This is a genomic window from Lentihominibacter sp., from assembly GCF_046951855.1.
In the GTDB taxonomy this organism is placed as follows: Bacteria; Bacillota; Clostridia; order Peptostreptococcales; family Anaerovoracaceae; genus Lentihominibacter; species Lentihominibacter hominis.
This window is the reverse complement of sequence record NZ_JBKTXS010000065.1, coordinates 1-2,607: the sequence shown is the minus strand read 5'-3', so window position 1 is coordinate 2,607 and position 2,607 is coordinate 1. Positions and strand designations below refer to the sequence as shown.

The window sequence follows — 2,607 nt, the reverse complement described above, 5'->3', positions numbered from 1 at the left end:
TTTTAAAACCTATGCCAAATACATCTTCCACAAGCCTGTAGGGATTTTCTTCCACCGCTTTTACCGTATCCGCACCATATACCTGATAAAGCTTCATGGCATAATCCGCACTTATTCCAAACTGCTGCAAGTACAACACAATATTAGCAAATTCACGATGTTTTCCGAATGCTTCAGCTATCCGCTGCGCTGTCTTTTTCCCTATTCCTGAAACTTCCGTAAGTCTTTGCGGCTCCTGCTCTATTATTTTTAAAGTATCAATTCCGAATCTTGATACTATAGCTGATGCTGTTTTACGGCCTATTCCCTTCATTGCCCCGGAAGAAAGAAATTCTTTTATGCCATCTTTTGTAGACGGCATGATCTCTTCGAATTCTTTTACAGAAAACTGTTCCCCATAAGTTTGATGTGTGATGAATTCACCCCTCAACACATATCCCCTTCCCACACTTGCCGAAGGTATATTCCCGACTGCCGTGAAAGCTTCTGTCTCAGTCTCAAAAACGGCTACTGTATAGCCGTTTTCATTATTATGAAAAATTATTTCCGCTATCGTTCCCTGTTTTTCTTCTAACATATCATTAATTCATCTTATTACCATTCTGTGACTTTATACAAGTTTCTGTTGTCAAGAGTCCAGACTCTGTCACTGAAACTTCCGGGTTCTGTCTTCTCAAGAGCTTCCTGCATATCAAACATCTTAGCATCTATCATATCCAAATAATGAAGCATCTCTGCCTCAGGGAAAAGCGGTTTCTTAGGACTGCCGAACTCAGGTTCATAATGATGAGAAAGTATCATATGCTCAAGCATTACAGCTTTTTCTCTGGGAATATCAAGCTGATCAGCCAGCTTATCTATAACTCTGACACCCTGTACAAGATGACCCAGCATCTTGCCTTCAAAAGAGTACCCTGTTGAAATTCCAAGTTCATTAGATTCTATTTCATTTATCTTTTCCATATCATGTAGTATAACTCCTGTCATAACAAGCTCCCTGTTAAGATTAGTATATACCTCACAGGCTTTTTCCGCCATCATCAACATACGCTTTATATGATATAAAAGTCCTGACATTTCCGCATGATGATTCTTCTGCGCTGCCGGATAATACATCAATTTTTCCTTATTATCAGTAAGCTGTTTCAGACAGATGTTCCTAAGATCTTTATCTTGAAAATTATCTGCTTTGTCATATATGTATGAATACATATCATCAGCAGCTTCAGGAGCAGCTTTTATATAATCCATCATAACAATACTGTCTTCTGCCGATGTCTGTCTTATACGACTTACTCTCAGCTGCTTCATTCCGTTCCATTCAGTAACCAAAGCCTTCACTTTTATGATGCTGCCTTCTTTGATCTTCTCCAATCCGGGCATCTCTTCATCGGCTATATCCCACTTTTTTGCTGAAATTTCACCTGTTTTATCCGCAAGAAGCAGATCCAGATATGCTTTCTTATTGGATCCTACTTTTACAGCCACTGTTTTAACTATAAAATATGATATAACTTCCTGATTAGTCTTAAACTCTGAAATATATATGTCTTTCATCTAATCTGTAACCTCTTATTTTACCTTTCTTATTTCTACACACTTTATTTTAATCATTTTATGTGGAATGTATGTGATTTTATGTAAATTTCTTACATTATTTCCCATCAGCTCTCATCTCGGGAATCTGTGCGATTATAAATGCACCGAACATAAGCACACATCCCATGATCTCACGCACCGACATGGTTTCATGAAGAAATAATGCTCCGCATACCGCCGCAAAAAGAGACTCAAGACTCATTATGACAGTCGCTATAGCCGCAGATGTATATTTCTGACCCGCAATCTGAAGAGTGAATGCTATACTGACTTCAAGAACTGCAACGTATAATATAGGCACTATACAATCTATGACAGACTGAAAGGATATAGTTTCCGCAAATACAGCAACAACGCCCGAAACTATACCCGCAAACATGAACTGCATAAAGGAAAGCTTCAATACATCTGTCTTTTCCGAGTAATGATCTATAAGGATTATCTGGAAGGAATATGCCACCGCACACCCCATGACAAGACCGTCTCCTATCTGTATTGTAAATCCATCTGTTATACAAAGAAGATAAAGGCCAAAAGCAGCTACGGCTATACCAAACCATGTGAGCACAGGAACCTTTCTCTTTAAAATAATCAATATTAAAGGAACTATTACAATATCCATAGAAGTTATAAAGCCAGCCTTACCCGCAGTCGTATAAACCAGTCCAACTTGCTGAAGCGATCCTGCGACAAAACTGGCAAGACCGCAAAAAAATGCTCCTTTAAGCAGATTTTTGTTACGAAAAAAAAACTATCTCCGCCTGTCTTCCTTTTCTTTCAGTCACCACATCCCGTATAAAGATTACCGGCAAAAGTACCAAAGCCCCTATCACATATCTGAAAGCACTGAAAGAAAAGGGTCCTATGTGATCCATTCCCATTTTCTGAAATATAAATGCAGATCCCCATATTATTGCTGCGAGAAGCAAGTATATCTCACCCTTGAATCTAACCATAGTATACCTCTGTCTTCTCAAATCTCACATTCTATTATATATAATTATATAG

4 protein-coding genes are annotated in these 2,607 nt (G+C 38.4%); all 4 read right to left on the bottom strand.

Annotated elements, in window-relative coordinates; genetic code table 11:
* On the bottom strand, positions 1-577 hold a 577-nt coding region (locus ACLR96_RS10170; RefSeq protein WP_412265864.1), incomplete at its 3' end, for a helix-hairpin-helix domain-containing protein.
* A 17-nt stretch (positions 578-594) separates the two neighbouring features.
* Positions 595-1,557 carry a 3'-5' exoribonuclease YhaM family protein gene (locus ACLR96_RS10165; RefSeq protein WP_177267617.1) on the bottom strand — a complete coding sequence of 321 codons (963 nt, stop codon included), beginning with the start codon at positions 1,555-1,557 and terminating at the stop codon, positions 595-597.
* 97 nt (positions 1,558-1,654) lie between these two features.
* Positions 1,655-2,221 carry a DMT family transporter gene (locus tag ACLR96_RS10160; protein WP_412265862.1) on the bottom strand — a complete coding sequence of 189 codons (567 nt, stop codon included), beginning with the start codon at positions 2,219-2,221 and terminating at the stop codon, positions 1,655-1,657.
* A gap of 115 nt (positions 2,222-2,336) precedes the next feature.
* Positions 2,337-2,555 carry an EamA family transporter gene (locus ACLR96_RS10155; protein ID WP_412265860.1) on the bottom strand — a complete coding sequence of 73 codons (219 nt, stop codon included), beginning with the start codon at positions 2,553-2,555 and terminating at the stop codon, positions 2,337-2,339.
* Positions 2,556-2,607 lie beyond the last annotated feature (52 nt).